Raw genomic sequence first — 15,522 nt, 5'->3', positions numbered from 1 at the left:
TTAATCTTGTCCTAAGGTTCGGTACTTTTCACGCAAGTTATTTCGAATATTAATCGCGGTCAGGTTCAACCCAACAATCACAGTAACCAACAAAAATGATGTCGCATAAACTAGGGGTCTTGCCGCTTCTATGTTTGAGGTTTGAAAACCCACATCATAAATGTGAAAGCCCAAATGCATAAATTTTCTGTCGAGATGCACATATGGGAACTGAGCATCGACCGGTAAGCTCGACGCTAATTTCACCACACCCACTAGCATTAATGGCGCCACTTCTCCCGCAGCACGTGCTACAGCCAGAATAAGCCCGGTAATAATCGCAGGGCTCGCCATCGGTAAAACGATACGCCACAAGGTTTCAGACGGGGTTGCCCCCAAAGCGAGAGAACCATGCCTCACAGAACTCGGGATTCGCGTTAACCCTTCCTCCGCGGTCACAATCACTACAGGTAATGTTAACACAGCCAGAGTCAATGCTGACCACAACAAGCCTGGTGTACCAAATGTCGGCGCTGGTAAACGCTCCGCGTAGAACAACGAATCTATAGAACCACCAATGGTGTAAACAAAAAAGCCTAAACCAAATACACCATAAACGATGGATGGCACACCCGCTAAGTTAATAACCGCAATGCGAATCAAGCGAGTTAGCGCATTGTTTTTTGCGTATTCATTTAGATAAATCGCGGCAATGACACCAAGTGGCATAACGACAATCGACATGATCAGCACTAAAAGTACCGTACCGAAAATCGCAGGGAACACCCCCCCTTCAGAATTGGACTCCCTAGGTTTTTCAGATAAGAACTTCCAGACCTGCTCACACCAATGCAGCACTTTCTCTGGGTAGGTCATCTGATTTGGGAACCAAAAGTCTAAGATCTCACTCAGCGGAATCTCAACAACTTTGCCCGTCATATCTTCAACCATCAGAGTATCGAGGTTGAGCTGTTGTCTTAAAGAATCGAGTTGATATTCTCCCGAGGCGAGTTCACTTCTTAAAGCCAAACGTTTAGACTCGAGCTCTTGTCGCTCTGTATCTGACAGGTTGTCATTGAGCTCTTTTTTACGCTTTTCTAAACGTAATTGCTCTAACGCCCAACTTGTTGTGCGGACTGTTTGGTTAACGATCTTTTTAATTTCATCACGCAGCGTGTCGGCGTGAGTTAAGCCTTCAACCAGTTCTTTCTCGATATCATCGGTTAGAACACCGTCAGCACTCCTAAAGCCAACCGGCTTTCCGAAGAAGTACCCACCGCGGCTACGCTCGATCACAGCCCACTCTTCTGGTGTGGTTGGTTCTTTAAGGTTCACCTCAAGAATAGATACGAAATCCGCAGGGTACAGTTCGCGGTTAGCAATTTTGATACTAAGACGTCGAACTGCCCCTTTATCAATAATCTCTTGCGGCAACTTCTTATCTTGCACATTCGACAGTTGTTCAACCGGAATGTATTTACGATCATAGAGTTGACCGATTAAACGGTTCTTTGCCATCTCTTGATGCTGAAATGGCACATTTGCAAGACTTTCTGTTTCATTCACTTGCCATTGGTACAGGGGCGCAGGCCAGAAATAGGTTAACCCTTTCCAGCCAATAAATAAGATCAGGCCAAGTACCGACAGCATACTAATACTAACGGCACCACCAGTTAACCATATCCAAGGAGATCCCGATTTAATCCACTTAAACATGAAGAAGCTCTCTTACTGGTTGCGATTGACGATTCTGATAAAAATTATAAAGCACGGTATTTATCTCGCAGCCTTTGTCTTACCCATTCCGCAATCGAGTTCACGGCGAAGGTAAAGACGAATAGAAGTAACGCAGCTAGGAACAACAATCTAAAGTGAGGGCTGCCAACCTCTGATTCAGGAAGCTCAACAGCAATCGTCGCAGATAGCGTTCGCATCCCCTCAAGAATATTCCAATCCATGATAGGCGTATTACCGGTCGCCATCAGCACGATCATGGTCTCACCAACCGCTCTACCCAACCCCATCATGATTGCAGAGAAAATTCCGGGACTTGCAGTAAGCAGCACAACATAAATAAGGGTTTGCCAAGGTGTGGCGCCTAGCGCCAAAGAACCATCCGACAAGTGCTTAGGCACCGAGAAAATAGCGTCTTCTGCGATAGTGAAAATGGTTGGGATAACAGCGAAGCCCATCGCGAACCCAATCACAAGAGCGTTACGTTGGTCAAAATCGATCCCATGGTGGTTTAAAAAGAGCTTGATATCACCAGCAAACAACAACGATTCAATTTTCCCACCCAAGTTAAGCACGATCACAGTGGTCACAATCAAAACAGGAACCAGAATCAGTGCATGCCAACCATTAGGAAAACGGCTCACCCAATCGTGTGGTAAGCAGTACCAAATTAAACCAACAACCAACGTGCTAAGAGGTAGCACCAATAACAGTGAGACAATAGCAGTTAAATGCGTTTCCACGATAGGAGCAAACCACAAACCCGCTACAAACCCGATGATAACTGTCGGCAATGCTTCCATTAATTCAATCGAAGGTTTTACCACTCGACGCATCTTTGGAGTCATAAAGTAAGCGGTGTAAATAGCGCCAAGTACCGCAATAGGCACCGCGAACATCATCGCAAACAGTGCGGCCTTAAGTGTGCCAAAAGTCAGAGGAACTAAGCTGAATTTCCCTTCAAAATCATCATTTGCCGAAGTGGACTGCCACACATATTGAGGCTCTGGGTAGCTCTCGTACCAAACCTTTTGCCATAACGATGAAAAAGATATCTCTGGGTATGGATTATCGACTAAAGCAAGACTAATAACGCCATCACTCAGTGTCGCGAGGTGAAGTTCATTCGCAGACATGGCCGCGAGTTGTGGCGACTTCTTATAAGCTTTCTCAAACAGAGATAACTTTTCACTGGTCGTATAGTGGCTTTGAATCGTGCCATTCTGATAGAAACTGTAAAAGCCTTTGCGATACGTATCAGGCAGTAAGAATTGAACCTCTGAAGGCAGCTTAAAGTCTCGAATGTGAGTCAAGTTACGCTGCTCATTGCTCAATACATCAAACCATTGAGAGACTCGCCCATCAAAATGACTCACGAGCAGAGAATAAGCACCGGACAACAAGTCAATACTCTTAACGGAATGCAGCTCATCACCTAAACTTAAGTCGATCACTTCCCTAACCGAGAACTCGTTCGCTCCCGTGGTTAAAATCGTAAGATCAGAGGCGTTTCGAAGGTATAGAGTGTGCCCGTTAGGCGTCATTAAAAGCTGGTCTTGCAGTCCAAACTCTTTAGATAACCATTGTGAGTTGACCTCTGAATACTCACCAGTCAATGACGCTTGGTACCATTTTATTAGAATGCGGTTATTGGACAGCTGAGCCACCAGCGTCAGAAGACTATTGTCGGTCGCAAATGTTAGCTTTTCAACGCTCAAGCCACTACTCAAAGCGATGTCATCTAAAAATTCAAACGGTTTACCGTTGAGTTGAAGGTAGTTGATGCGAGGGCTATCAGCTTGACCTTTTCTTACGGCAAGAGGCTTTAAGAACTTCGGCTGAAACAACTGCACTTGGCCTTGGCGATTAGCAAAGGCGAACCAATTGTCTGAGGGCGCGCTTCGAGCAAACGCAACCGAGTCTTCAATAATTGACGCTGAGAAGTATGGAGTCGATTGAGTATTATCAAGAGTCCAATAATCTACCGAACCATCGCGATCGATCACTAAAGCATGTTGACCATATTCATCGATCGTCATTGTAATTGGATCTTGCACTATCACAGGTTGGACTTTTTGATCTGTCTCTAAACTTGAGTCAGCAAAGATAGGAAGAATAACCATCGCTAGGTAAATAAAGATAAGAACCAGTGCCGCCAATACGCTAACACCACCTAACGTCACTGCAAAACGCATAAGACGGTCTTTCAACCATCTTTTTTTATCTCGTTTTTTCAATGAAATTTCGGCTGCGGTCATCTGTCTATCTACCTTTTTTGAGCTAATATCATAATATTTCGTTTACATGACAATTATATTACAACTCACATTAAACAACTGAAAAGAATAGTAAGTTTTGTTGAAACTGTAGAGTGAAATAATACCGTAACAAAAACAGCATACTCTGCTCATTTTTACAATTTGAGTAATCTCACACTCTTTAAGATGTCTAGGATGGATTATGAACGCTGAAAAACTCTATATAGAAAAAGAACTCAGTTGGCTCTCCTTTAACGAGAGAGTTTTACAAGAATCAGCGGACAAAACGGTGCCTCTTATCGAAAGAGTGCGATTTCTTGGGATCTTTTCTAATAACCTAGACGAGTTTTACAAAGTTCGATTCTCTGACGTTAAACGTCGTATTTTGATCAACCAAGAACGTGGGATCCACGATAACTCAAAGCATTTGCTTACCAAGATGCAAACCAAAGCGTTTAAGCTAAACCAGCGTTTTGATGAACTCTACAATGAGCTTATTCTAGAGATGGCAAGGCGACGAATTTTCTTGGTCAACGAGACGCAACTGAATGACCCTCAAAAGAAATGGATAAGAAAATACTTTAAGAAAGAAGTACTTCCACACATTACTCCCCTTTTGATGACCGACGAGATTAATGTGCTTCAATTCTTAAAAGATGAATATGCCTACCTGACCGTCGAACTTCAAAAAGAGCAGCAATCCAAATACGCCGTCATAGAGATACCGACCGATCACCTTCCGCGCTTTGTCATGGTTCCAGAGCAGAAAGGAAAGCGCCGCAAGACGATCATCTTACTTGATAATATCATCCGATACTGCATTGATGACCTATTTAAAGGCTTTTTTGAATACGATCAACTCAACTGTCACGCGATGAAAATGACACGTGATGCCGAATACGATCTTAGTCATGAAGTCGAACATAGTTTGCTAGAGCAAATGTCGGAAGGTGTCGCTCAAAGGCTCAGTGCAATGCCTGTGCGTTTTGTTTACGAACACACAATGCCGAAAAATATGCTGGATTTCTTGTGTGGAAAATTAGGGATCTCTAACTACGACAACCTGATTCCTGGTGGTCGTTACCATAATTTTAAAGATTTCATTGGTTTCCCGAATGTTGGTCGTGAATACTTAGAAAACAAGCCGTTACCACCTATGTCATGCGCCGACTTTGATGGGTTTGATAACAGTTTTGATGCCATCAAGAATCAAGACATCTTGTTAAACTATCCATACCATACCTTTGATCACATAGCTGAGTTGGTTCGTCAGGCTTCATTTGATCCAAAAGTCATCGGTATCAAGATCAACATCTATCGTGTAGCAAAAAACTCTCAGTTAATGAACTCGTTGATTGATGCGGTTCACAATGGCAAAAACGTAACTGTGGTGGTTGAACTTCAAGCTCGATTCGATGAGGAAGCCAATATCGAATGGTCAAAAATTCTAACTGACGCTGGCGTTCACGTAATCTTTGGTGCTACAGGTTTGAAGATCCACTCTAAGTTACTTCTTATCAGCCGCCGAGAAGGTGAAGAAATCACTTATTACGCGCATATCGGTACGGGTAACTTCCATGAAAAGACAGCAAGAATTTACACAGACTTCTCACTGCTCACCGCCGATCAAGAGCTAACTAACGAGGTGCGTAATGTCTTTGGGTATATTGAGAACCCTTACCGCCCTGTAAAGTTTGACCACTTAATTGTGTCGCCACGTAATTCACGTAAAAAACTTTACCGTCTTATCGATACAGAAACTGCCAATGCCAAGTCCGGCAAGAAAGCAGAAATCACATTGAAGGTGAACAACTTAGTCGACAAAGGGCTGATCAACAAACTTTATGGTGCAAGCAATGCTGGAGTCAAAATTCGTATGATCATACGAGGTATGTGCTCACTGGTTCCGGGAGTAGAAGGCATCAGCGAGAACATTGAAATCATCAGTATCATCGACCGATTCCTAGAGCACCCACGCGTTTTGATTACACATAACGATGGCGACCCTAAGGTGTTCATCTCATCGGCGGATTGGATGACACGAAACATCGACCACCGTATTGAAGTCGCAGCGCCGATCCGTGATGAACGTTTGAAACAACGCATCATCGACATTGTAAATATTCATTTTACCGATACAGTTAAAGCAAGGTGGATAGACAAAGAGATGAGCAACGCTTACGTCCCTCGTGGTAACCGTAAAAAACGCCGCTCACAAGTCGCCATCTATGATTACCTCAAGCAGGTAGAGAAACAGACTCGAAAAGCTAGGGAACAACAATCTCACGATGAGCCAAGCTAAAAAAACCAAGGCCAATACGCCAGAAGAATCCAGTAATACCGGCTCACTTGAGGCGGTATCCCCACCACCTATCAAACACGTTGCAGCCATCGATTTAGGCTCTAATAGCTTTCACATGGTTGTGGCTAAAGTCATAGGGCAAGAATTGCAACTTGTCAGCCGACATAAGCAAAGAGTCAGACTTGGCTCTGGCCTCGATGACCAATCAAACCTAAGCAATGCAGCCATCGAGCGTGGTTTAGAGTGTCTCGCTATGTTTGCCGAGCGCTTACAAGGCTTTGAAGTCGAAAACGTTCGTATTGCTGCCACCCACACACTCCGCCAAGCAAACAACGCTCATATTTTTATCCAGCGTGCTCGTGAGGTGCTTCCTTTTCCTATCGAAGTAATTCCCGGGGAAGAAGAAGCGCGACTTATCTATTTAGGCGTAGCTCACACACAGCCAGAGTCAGACTCCAAGTTAGTCATTGATATTGGCGGCGGCAGTACTGAGTTGATTATCGGTCAAGGGTTTGAAGCGAAGCTCGTCAACAGCAAACAGATGGGCTGCGTAAGCTTCACTCAACGATACTTTTCGAATGGAAAACTCTCCCGCAAGAACTTCTCCAAGGCCATCATTGCGGCTCAACAACGCCTAGAACCTCTTGCCGCTAAATATAAAAAGAAAGGCTGGGATGCCGCTCTTGGCTCTTCAGGAACCATCAAAGCAATCAAAGAAGCCTTAGTCGGAATGGGCTATGAAGATGCCATTATCACTGAAAAACGATTAGGCCATTTAATTGATGTGTTGTGTGAAAACGACAGTATTGAAGAGATAAAACTCAAAGGATTGGCTGAAGAGCGCCAACCCGTCTTTGCTGGCGGAGTAGCTATTCTCACTGCGATATTCATGGCTCTTTCAGTCAAAGAGATGCACTTTTCAGACGGTGCGCTTCGTGAAGGCTTGCTCTATGAGATGGAAGATCGCTTTCAGCGTTCGGACATTCGCATGCGAACTACAGAAAACCTAGCAGCCAAGCACTCCGTTGACTTCGATCACGCAACTCGCGTAAAAGAGCAAGCCAGCGAGTTCTTACATCAGCTCTGCGATGAACTGTGCATTAAGAAAAAAAGTCAGCTTTTTGAACTCCTCGAATGGAGTGCTCTATTACACGAGGTCGGACTGAGTATCAGCTTCTCAGGCTTCCATAAGCACTCTGCGTATCTTCTTGAGCATACCAATATGCCAGGCTTTAACAGCGAGCAACAAATGGTCATGTCGATATTAGCTCGCTTCCAGCGCAAAGCCCTTAAGCTTCAAGACATGCCTGAACTGAATTTGTTTAAGAGTAAGCACTTGATCAGCTTAATTCGCATATTACGTCTATCCATCATTCTCAATGGTCAACGCAACGACTCTCCACGCCTAGAAACACGCATTGAGGTCATCGAGAAAGATCATTGGAAGGTTTGTGGTGCAGACGATGCTTGGCTTGATGAGAATAAGTTATTAGCGGCGGACTTAGCCGCAGAACAGGAACTGTGGAGTAATGCTGAATGGCAACTAAGCTTCGATGATAATCAAAAAGCGTAATTGCCAATCGGGAGATCAAAGCCCTACTTTTGCGAGTTCTTGTTGAGCGTACTCGTGAGGGATTGAAACATAGCCGTCTTTTTCCACCAACTCTTGACCCTGTTTAGAAAAGATAAAGGTTAAGAACTCTTGCTCGACTGGAGAAAGCGGCTTGTTTGGATGTTTGTTCACGTAAACATACAAGAAACGCGAAAGCGGATAAGCGCCACTTAGGATGTTTTCTCTTGTTGCGTGTACATATTGATCACCCGTCTTAACCACAGGCACCTGTCTCACACCCGCAACACGATAGCCAATGCCTGTGTATCCAATGCCGCTGATCGACAAAGCAACAGATTGAACAACAGAAGCTGAACCCGGCTGCTCATTGACTCGATTCTTGAAATCACCGCCACACAAAGCATTCTGCTTAAAGTAACCATAAGTACCAGACACCGAGTTTCGCCCAAACAGTTGGAAGCGATGCTTTGCCCAAGGTTGTTTAATACCTAACTCTCGCCAATTTTCGATATTCCTAACACCACCGCAGCGTAAAGTCTCCGAGAAAATGCCATCTACCTGACGGAAGTTGAGCCCTTTGATCGGGTTATCTTTGTGTACGAACACGCCAATCGCATCGATAGCGACTCTGAGCGCGGTAGGCTTATAGCCATGCTCTCTTTCGAACGCTTCAATTTCTCGTAAGCGCATCGGACGACTCATTGGTCCAAGGTGAGCTGTACCTTCTGTTAAAGCTGGAGGGGCCGTAGCCGAGCCAGAAGCTTGGACCTGAGCATTCACGTTCGGATAGTAAGATTTGAACTCTTCAACCCACAACGTTGTCATGCCCGCTAAGGTATCTGAACCTACCGACAACAAACTTCCCGAAATACCTGGAACCTTGGAATAATCGGGAAGAGGCTTGACGCTCTGTTCCGCATAAGCAGTGTGAACCAAAGCAAATGCTAACAACGAACTGGCTAAGAAACGCACCCTGCGTACTAAAGCAATCATGATACAGTTAGTCGGTTTGGTAACGTGAAATGGAAACGGCTACCAACACCCACTTCACTTTGAATTTCTAAATGGGAATCATGATGACTTAGCGCATGCTTAACGATAGCGAGCCCTAAACCACTGCCGCCGGTATCACGTGAACGCGCCTTATCGACCCGATAAAAGCGCTCTGTCAGTCTATGTAAGTGTTGAGGTTCAATACCATCTCCAGTGTCTGACACATCCAAACACGCGCCTTGACTGGTCTGGTACCAACGAACCCTAACCGTAGCGCCCGGTGGTGTGTATTTCACCGCGTTATAAACCAGATTCGATATCGCACTTCTCAACTGGTCTTCATCGGCTAATACTCGTAAACTCGTATCGATATCAAACTCAAGTTTGTGCCCACAGTCACCACTTAAGCTCGCCGCTTCTTTTTCAAGAACTTCGAGCATCGCCGGTACATTGACTACTTCGTCTAGCTCGTGCATTGGCGCCGCTTCTATTTTTGAAAGAGTCAGTAGTTGGTTCACCAAACTGTTCATGCGATTCAATTGTTCTGTCATCACACCATGCGCCTTGGTCCACATCGGGCCGACGATCATGTCTGGATCTTCCGTCATTTCAAGATAACCTTGAAGTACGGTCATTGGAGTGCGCAATTCGTGAGAAACGTTAGCAAAGAAGTTACGACGCATGCCTTCTAGCTGTTTTAGTTGAGTCACATCACGCACCACCATCAGGTGTTCACCCTCGGTATAAGGCACAATACGTAACTCAAGCATACGCTCCACGTTCAGAGGCGAAGGCATCTCTAATGGCTCAGAGAAATCTTGCTTGTTCAGATATTTAATAAAGTCTGGCGTACGAATCAGATTCGAGATCGGTTGCCCAGAATCGTCCGGCCAACGAAAGCCCAACAAATATTGAGCGAGCTTGTTACACCAAACAATATTCCCTTCACCGCGAAACACCACAACGGCATCGGGTAAAGATTCAGCACCGTTTCGAAAACGGCGGATCAGGTTGGTCAGCTCTTTTCTTTTACGACGCTGTCTCTGTTGCATACGGTAAATACCGTTAAACAGAGATTCCCAGTTTCCTGAACCTGAAGGTGGTGTTAGACGCTTCTCATCCCACAACCATGCGGACAAACGCATTTGATTGTGTAGATGCCAGCCGAGCTGCAATACCGTAGCAGCCAGCAGTAACCAAGGTAAATAACCGAATACCCATCCGACTAAAAACCATGGTGCGTAAAAAAAAACCAGTTCCCAAACCAGCTTTTTCCAGGTTAACTTTTCAACCATTCAGGACTCCGTAGACTGCAGCGAAGCCACATTAAGCTTTTGTAGAAAAACGGTAACCCGCGCCGCGAACCGTTTGAATTAGCTTATCGTGACCTGCCGATTCAAGCGCTTTACGTAGGCGTCGAATATGCACATCAACGGTGCGGTCTTCAACGTAAACATTCGTACCCCAAACGTTGTTAAGTAGCTGCTCTCGGCTGTATACACGCTCTTGGTGCGTCATAAAGAAGTGCAACATTTTAAATTCTGTCGGTCCCATATCAACGGGACCTTCGCTTGCTGTAACGCGATGCGAGACTGGGTCTAGTTTAAGACCTTGTACATCAATCACATCTTCCAGTGCGGTTGGTGTTACACGGCGAATAACCGCTTTCAGGCGAGCTACTAACTCTTTTGGTGAAAATGGTTTGGTAATGTAATCGTCAGCGCCAACTTCTAAGCCACGAACTTTATCTTCTTCTTCACCACGAGCTGTCAGCATCACCACAGGGATGTTGCGAGTTAACTCTTCACGCTTCATATGCTTGATAAAGTTTATCCCGCTACCACCAGGTAGCATCCAATCTAGTAACACTAGATCTGGGAAAGGTTCACATAGCTTGTTTACCGCTGTATCGTAATCTTCAGCCTCTACTGCTTGGTAGCCTTTTTGTTCAAGCACGAAACACAACATCTCACGAATTGGTGCTTCATCTTCAACGACCAGAATCCTTCTCGACATAATTGAATAGCCTTTATAAGTAATCAACGCATTGCATTATCTGAGTTAATTATGACACTTTTGTGACCTTTGAAAACAAATTTTCATATAACTGTCTCAAACATTTCACTTTGTAAGTTTTGATACAGAGCTAAGGACAAATCGAATTAGATCTCATATCATGAGGCACTTCTAAAAAGGTATGAGAAATATTTATGTGGTTTAAAAATTGCCTAGTCTATCGCTTCAACCGTGATATTGATTTCAATGCAGATCAGCTAGAGAAACAACTTGAAGAATTCCGCTTTACTCCTTGTGGTAGCCAAGACAAACAGAAATTTGGTTGGGTACACGCAATGGGCAAACATGGCGATATGATGACGCACGTCTCAGAAAACCGCATTCTAATCTGTGCAAAGAAAGAAGAGAAAATGCTACCTGCTTCTGTGATCAAAGAGTCACTGAACGCAAAAGTAGAAACGCTTGAGGCAGAATCGGGAACACCTCTTAAAAAGAAAGAGAAAGACAGTCTAAAAGAAGACATCATCATTGATCTGCTTCCTCGTGCATTCAGCCGCAGTAATTTCACTTACGCGCTGATCATGCCAAAAGAGGGTTTCATTGTCGTTGATGCGAGCAGCTACAAAAAAGCAGAAGACGTACTAGCATTACTACGTAAAACTATGGGTAGCTTGCCAGTAGTGCCTGCTATTCCAGAGCAAGCGATTGAAACGACTCTGACAGAGTGGGTGAAATCTGGTGATACGCCTAAAGGTATCACTATGCTCGATGAAGCAGAGCTTAAATCAATCCAAGAAGACGGCGGTATCGTTCGTGTTAAGAAACAAGAACTAGAAGCTGATGAGATTAAAAACCACATCGAAGCCAACAAAGTGGTCACTAAGCTTCTGATCAACTGGCAAGATCGCATTGAGTTCATTCTTGCTGAAGATGGCAGCATCAAGCGCCTGAAATTCAGTGACGAACTAAAAGATGAGAACGACGACATTCCTCGCGAAGATCAAGCAGCGCGCTTTGATGCAGACTTCTCACTACTGTGTGGCGAGTTCAGCGTGTTCCTTCCAAATCTATTCGAGTCACTCGGCGGGTTAACTCAACCTAACGCTTAATTCATGAAATTTGAAGCCCAGGTGTCAACAGCACCTGAGCTTAATTCACAGCTACCTTGCCGCATTTCCTCCAGCTCCGCTCTCTTCTTAATACCATTGTTATCTTTAGGGCTATCAACCCAACTCATTTTAGCGTAAAATTTGCGCCCCTTTGATATCACTTGGTGGTATCAACCTGACTTGAGATCAGACTAGAGAACGAAGCAATGACGACACAAAAACCATTTGTACCGGAACTATTATCACCGGCAGGAAGCCTCAAAAACATGCGTTACGCATTCGCTTACGGCGCTGATGCTGTATACGCAGGCCAGCCACGTTACAGCCTTCGCGTTCGTAACAACGAGTTCAATCACGAAAACCTACAAATCGGTATCGATGAAGCTCATGCTCAAGGCAAAAAGTTATATGTTGTATGTAACATTCAGCCTCACAACTCTAAATTAAAAACGTTCATTCGCGACCTTAAGCCAATTGTTGAGATGGGCCCAGATGCGCTTATTATGTCGGATCCTGGCCTTATCATGATGGTTCGTGAAGCATTCCCTGAGATGCCAATCCACCTTTCTGTTCAAGCAAACGCAGTAAACTGGGCAACCGTTAAGTTCTGGTCAACTCAAGGCGTTGAGCGTGTGATCCTATCTCGTGAGCTATCTCTTGAAGAGATCGAAGAGATTCGCGAACACTGCCCAGAAACTGAGTTGGAGATTTTTGTACACGGTGCACTTTGCATGGCGTACTCTGGTAGATGCCTGCTTTCTGGTTACATGAACAAGCGCGACCCAAACCAAGGTACTTGCACGAACGCTTGTCGTTGGGAATACAAGACAGAAGCTGCGAAAGAAGACGAAAACGGTCAGATCGTTGAAGTAAATCCTACAGGTGTTGCTATTCAAGAAGTAGAAACGCAAGACATTGAAGTTCAAGATGAGCGTCCAGACAACACACTAGGCCTTGGTAAACCAACGGATGAAGTTGTGTTACTTTCTGAGTCACACAAGCCAGAAGAAAAAATGGCCGCGTTTGAAGATGAGCATGGTACTTACATCATGAACTCGAAAGACCTTCGTGCAATCCAACACGTTGAGCGACTAACGAAGATGGGTGTTCACTCGCTTAAAATCGAAGGCCGTACTAAGTCTTTCTACTACTGTGCACGTACAGCACAGGTTTACCGTAAAGCTATCGACGATGCTGTAGCAGGCAAACCATTTGATGAAAGCCTAATGGGCACGCTAGAGAGCCTAGCTCACCGTGGCTACACTGAGGGCTTCCTACGCCGTCATACACACGACACATACCAGAACTACGAGTACGGTTACTCTATCTCTGATACTCAACAATTCGTAGGTGAGTTCACAGGTAAGCGCCGTGGTGACCTAGCGGAAGTAGAAGTGAAGAATAAATTCCTATTAGGCGATAGCTTAGAGATGATGACACCGAAAGGTAACGTTGTCTTCAAATTAGAAGTCATGGAAAATCGTAAATCTGAAGCTGTAGACGATGCGAAAGGCAACGGTCACTTTGTATTTATCCCTGTACCAACAGATTTAGACCTACAGTACGGTTTGTTAATGCGCAACTTGAACAAAGGCCAAGATACGCGTAACGCATCAGATAAATAACGTTTATTTTGGAAAGATAGATGGCTCTACTAATAACTGACAAGTGCATCAACTGCGATATGTGTGACCCAGAATGCCCAAATGGTGCAATCACTATGGGCGACAGAATCTTTGAGATCGATCCAGATTTATGTACTGAGTGTAAAGGTCACTATGAAAAGCCAACATGTCAATCAGTGTGCCCCATTACCAAATGCATTATCACTGACCCAAATCATATTGAAACTGATGACGAGTTACTTGAAAAGTTTGTCATCATTCAAGGCTTAACCTGACAGATAAAAGGTTCAACTGAATCATTGAGTTGAACCTTTTTTATCCAGTACTTTGCAGAGGTACTTTGCCCCCTCTTTCTCATACTGATACTCAAGCTATTCTCGTCAATTTTCATCTGAGATAGAGACATCAGATAAAATACTCTCGACTCATATCCGTAACAAATTCCATTCTGTGTTTATAAACTCAAATAATCGAGTGACATTTCCCCTACATCTTAGACGAAAATACGAGTGCGTCATTAACGCTTAGATAATCGACCAAACTCAGATTACTGATTTGATATTAAAGCCAAACACTGACTAGGCATCACTTTAACTTTCTTTCTTTTCTTCTTTTTCGCTACTTTTTGGGATGGATCTGGCACAGTTTTCGGAGCCCAGCTTGCTAATTCATACCCACAACCATCACCTTTAGGAGGCCTTGCTTGAGCTATACAGTTTGAACTGCCTTCCGGGCACTTTAAACGAACATGGAAGTGAGAATGATGCCCCCACCAAGGTCTTATTTTACCTAACCAAGATCTATCATTAACATCAGAGCTATCTTGATCACAAAGGGCCTGTTTAATGACAGGGTGAACAAAAATACGCACCACTTTTTCATCTTTCGCTGCATAGCGAATCACTTGAAAGTGATCATCGGTCCAATTAGATTTACGCAGTTTGTAGTTAGTAAGATCCACAACGCTCACAGGCTTAGGGACAGCAAGTTCATTCTTAGTAAGCCTCTTACTGGTTAACCTCAACCATATATCAATATCCAACCCAGTCTGGTGACTTGAATGACCAGATGAGAAGCGGCCCCCTCGAGTTAGTGAAATATCGCCAACTAACAAGTTGGTGTTGAGTTGCTCGCTTGTAATTATACCTAGCCTTTCAATAAACTTAATGGCTTCAGTATGGCCATAGTAGCGCTCTCGCTGAGGGCGAATAATTTGATAACCCTCCCCGTTAATCGGCAGGGCCTGTGCGCCATCGAGGCAACCATTGGCATAACTTCCTATTGATGAGGTTGAATTTCTTGTCGGGCTTTTTTCTTTTTCCCACGGAGTTGCCGATACGGCAAGCGAATAAAAAATAAGAGCCGATGTATAAAGTAACCTCATAACTATTCCAAATGAATGAACTCTACTTTTCATACTAGTCGTCATCAGAAAACATATACGTATTGAATGTAATTTTTGGCGAAAAAGAGGCATTTTATAATGAGAAAATGGAAGGAAACGAGTTTTGAAACGATGGAAAGAAAAAGGCTCCAGCATTTCTGCTAGAGCCTTAGATATGGCAGGGGTGGAGAGATTCGAACTCCCAACACGCGCTGTTTTAGTAAATCGGGGAATCCGCTGCTCTGCTAATGACATGTTTCAGCACCAAAAAGTAAAAAGGCTCCAGTCTTTCGACTAGAGCCTTAAATATGGCAGGGGTGGAGAGATTCGAACTCCCAACACGCGCTGTTTTGGTAAATCGGGGGAATCCGCTGCCCTACTAATGACATGTTTCAGCACCAAAAAGTAAAAAGGCTCCAGTCTTTCGACTAGAGCCTTAAATATGGCAGGGGTGGAGAGATTCGAACTCCCAACACGCGGATTTGGAATCCGCTGCTCTGCCAATTGGAGCTACACCCCTATTTTCAGTTTTAAAGAGCTGAAACTCTG

At 44.3% G+C, this 15,522-nt stretch carries 11 protein-coding genes and 1 tRNA gene; 5 read left to right on the top strand and 7 right to left on the bottom strand.

Annotated features, from left to right (window positions below):
- Complete coding sequence (gene pstA / locus OCT63_RS01550; RefSeq protein ID WP_060468428.1) at positions 1-1,695, bottom strand: phosphate ABC transporter permease PstA; 1,695 nt, start codon at positions 1,693-1,695, stop codon at positions 1-3.
- Between the two features lie 44 nt (positions 1,696-1,739).
- Positions 1,740-3,971 (bottom strand): ABC transporter permease subunit, encoded by a 2,232-nt coding sequence (locus OCT63_RS01545; protein ID WP_060468429.1) that lies wholly within the window; start codon positions 3,969-3,971, stop codon positions 1,740-1,742.
- Positions 3,972-4,173: 202 nt separating this feature from the next.
- Between OCT63_RS01545 and ppk1 the strand changes: the two genes are divergently transcribed.
- Both ppk1 and ppx read left to right on the top strand, forming a co-directional pair.
- Positions 4,174-6,273 carry a polyphosphate kinase 1 gene (gene ppk1, locus OCT63_RS01540; protein ID WP_060468430.1) on the top strand — a complete coding sequence of 700 codons (2,100 nt, stop codon included), beginning with the start codon at positions 4,174-4,176 and terminating at the stop codon, positions 6,271-6,273.
- A 115-nt stretch (positions 6,274-6,388) separates the two neighbouring features.
- Positions 6,389-7,846 (top strand): exopolyphosphatase, encoded by a 1,458-nt coding sequence (gene ppx, locus OCT63_RS01535; RefSeq protein WP_237668682.1) that lies wholly within the window; start codon positions 6,389-6,391, stop codon positions 7,844-7,846.
- Between the two features lie 15 nt (positions 7,847-7,861).
- On the opposite strand, the gene OCT63_RS01530 is transcribed toward ppx, so the two are convergent.
- Genes OCT63_RS01530 through phoB form a run of 3 tightly spaced genes read right to left on the bottom strand, consistent with a single transcriptional unit; the run spans position 7,862 to position 10,855 of the window.
- Positions 7,862-8,839, bottom strand: coding sequence for a PstS family phosphate ABC transporter substrate-binding protein (locus OCT63_RS01530; protein ID WP_202603172.1), 978 nt, complete (start codon positions 8,837-8,839; stop codon positions 7,862-7,864).
- Positions 8,836-10,134, bottom strand: a complete 1,299-nt coding sequence (gene phoR, locus OCT63_RS01525; protein WP_161687155.1) for a phosphate regulon sensor histidine kinase PhoR — start codon at positions 10,132-10,134, stop codon at positions 8,836-8,838. The genes OCT63_RS01530 and phoR overlap by 4 nt, the downstream gene beginning before the upstream one ends.
- Before the next feature lie 31 nt (positions 10,135-10,165).
- Positions 10,166-10,855: a phosphate regulon transcriptional regulator PhoB gene (gene phoB / locus OCT63_RS01520; protein WP_004735064.1), complete on the bottom strand. Its 690-nt coding sequence runs from the start codon at positions 10,853-10,855 to the stop codon at positions 10,166-10,168.
- A gap of 194 nt (positions 10,856-11,049) precedes the next feature.
- Between phoB and rdgC the strand changes: the two genes are divergently transcribed.
- The 3 genes from rdgC to OCT63_RS01505 all read left to right on the top strand — a co-directional run bounded on the left by rdgC (position 11,050) and on the right by OCT63_RS01505 (position 13,864).
- Positions 11,050-11,964 carry a recombination-associated protein RdgC gene (gene rdgC / locus OCT63_RS01515; protein WP_161687153.1) on the top strand — a complete coding sequence of 305 codons (915 nt, stop codon included), beginning with the start codon at positions 11,050-11,052 and terminating at the stop codon, positions 11,962-11,964.
- A gap of 206 nt (positions 11,965-12,170) precedes the next feature.
- Positions 12,171-13,589 (top strand): prephenate-dependent tRNA uridine(34) hydroxylase TrhP, encoded by a 1,419-nt coding sequence (trhP, locus tag OCT63_RS01510; protein WP_269983064.1) that lies wholly within the window; start codon positions 12,171-12,173, stop codon positions 13,587-13,589.
- Positions 13,590-13,609: 20 nt separating this feature from the next.
- Positions 13,610-13,864: a YfhL family 4Fe-4S dicluster ferredoxin gene (locus OCT63_RS01505; protein ID WP_017056160.1), complete on the top strand. Its 255-nt coding sequence runs from the start codon at positions 13,610-13,612 to the stop codon at positions 13,862-13,864.
- Between the two features lie 272 nt (positions 13,865-14,136).
- On the opposite strand, the gene mepA is transcribed toward OCT63_RS01505, so the two are convergent.
- Together mepA and OCT63_RS01495 are read right to left on the bottom strand one after the other, a co-directional pair.
- A complete protein-coding gene (mepA, locus tag OCT63_RS01500) occupies positions 14,137-14,973 on the bottom strand; it encodes a penicillin-insensitive murein endopeptidase (protein ID WP_269983158.1) in 837 nt (278 codons plus the stop codon).
- 443 nt (positions 14,974-15,416) lie between these two features.
- Positions 15,417-15,493, bottom strand: a tRNA-Trp gene (locus OCT63_RS01495).
- Between the last annotated feature and the right edge of the window lie 29 nt (positions 15,494-15,522).

It is taken from the genome of Vibrio sp. RW (genome assembly GCF_027587105.1).
GTDB classification, from domain to species: Bacteria; Pseudomonadota; Gammaproteobacteria; order Enterobacterales; family Vibrionaceae; genus Vibrio; species Vibrio toranzoniae.
This window is presented reverse-complemented; position numbering and strand designations above follow the sequence as displayed.

Excerpts from the sequence above, each read along its gene's own strand:
- pstA (WP_060468428.1), bottom strand. The coding sequence starts at position 1,695 with ATGTTTAAGTGGATTAAATCGGGATCTCCTTGGATATGGTTAACTGGT.
- OCT63_RS01545 (WP_060468429.1), bottom strand. The coding sequence starts at position 3,971 with ATGACCGCAGCCGAAATTTCATTGAAAAAACGAGATAAAAAAAGATGG.
- ppk1 (WP_060468430.1), top strand. The coding sequence starts at position 4,174 with ATGAACGCTGAAAAACTCTATATAGAAAAAGAACTCAGTTGGCTCTCC.
- ppx (WP_237668682.1), top strand. The coding sequence starts at position 6,389 with ATGGTTGTGGCTAAAGTCATAGGGCAAGAATTGCAACTTGTCAGCCGA.
- OCT63_RS01530 (WP_202603172.1), bottom strand. The coding sequence starts at position 8,839 with ATGATTGCTTTAGTACGCAGGGTGCGTTTCTTAGCCAGTTCGTTGTTA.
- phoR (WP_161687155.1), bottom strand. The coding sequence starts at position 10,134 with ATGGTTGAAAAGTTAACCTGGAAAAAGCTGGTTTGGGAACTGGTTTTT.
- phoB (WP_004735064.1), bottom strand. The coding sequence starts at position 10,855 with ATGTCGAGAAGGATTCTGGTCGTTGAAGATGAAGCACCAATTCGTGAG.
- rdgC (WP_161687153.1), top strand. The coding sequence starts at position 11,050 with ATGTGGTTTAAAAATTGCCTAGTCTATCGCTTCAACCGTGATATTGAT.
- trhP (WP_269983064.1), top strand. The coding sequence starts at position 12,171 with ATGACGACACAAAAACCATTTGTACCGGAACTATTATCACCGGCAGGA.
- OCT63_RS01505 (WP_017056160.1), top strand. The coding sequence starts at position 13,610 with ATGGCTCTACTAATAACTGACAAGTGCATCAACTGCGATATGTGTGAC.
- mepA (WP_269983158.1), bottom strand. The coding sequence starts at position 14,973 with ATGAGGTTACTTTATACATCGGCTCTTATTTTTTATTCGCTTGCCGTA.